Here is a 773-nt window from a genome sequence, read left to right as displayed (position 1 = left end):
TTATCCGCTTTGAGTAGTTTGCTTATTTATCATTGTGGTTATTAATACCAGAGGTCGTCCCGAAAAAATTTCTGAACCTTCGACATATCCTAATCAGAGCACTTACACCCCAGGATTCTTTCACCTGAAATATATAGTGACTATCTCCTTCAAGATTTCACGTAACGTCGTCTCACGCGAAGAACGCGAAGCCGCGAAGAAATTGATTGCTATCCCAATCCCCCTTCGCGACTTCGCGTGAGATAGAAGAACCCCATATATTAAAATTGAGTTCATCCCAAAAAGATCTCCAAACCTTCGGTATACCCTAATCGGAGCCCTTACCTCTCAGGTATCCGCCACCTGAGCCACATCGTGAGCCAGAAGGGTGAAACGGCTTTCCATAGAGTATCGCCATTCGGGGGAGGGTCCGGGAGGGGGTGTCCCCCTCCCGGTAATGGCGTTTTTGGACAAAATTTCACAGCATAGATCACATTTCATTTCTTGAGGTGATCCTAAAATTATAAGGCCCCTTAGATAAAACCGGGGGTCATGGCATTCCGGGAAATTGACGATGATCTCTGGGAGATTGTTCAGAAATACCTCCCCCCAACAAAGCCGCATATCGGTCGACCCCGATGTGATCCCCGCAGGCTGTTCAACGGTATCCTGTACGTTCTGACCACCGGGTGCTCCTGGCTCGATGTACCGGCGAAATATGGCACCAAATCGACGGTTCATCGGTACCATCTCGAACTCTGCGAGAAAGGAGTGTACCAGGCGATCTTCCTCGA

The 773-nt window shown here is 48.5% G+C and carries 1 protein-coding gene; it reads left to right on the top strand.

The annotated features are described in order from the left end of the window. Nucleotides 1–531: 531 nt before the first annotated feature. Nucleotides 532–773: transposase (locus tag EI28_RS12595; protein ID WP_048115378.1), on the top strand; the 242-nt coding region annotated here is incomplete at its 3' end.

The organism is Methanoculleus sp. MH98A (assembly GCF_000691865.1).
In the GTDB taxonomy this organism is placed as follows: Archaea; Halobacteriota; Methanomicrobia; order Methanomicrobiales; family Methanoculleaceae; genus Methanoculleus.
Note: the sequence above shows the minus strand (reverse complement) of the source record. Positions and strands in the feature narration are given on the sequence as shown.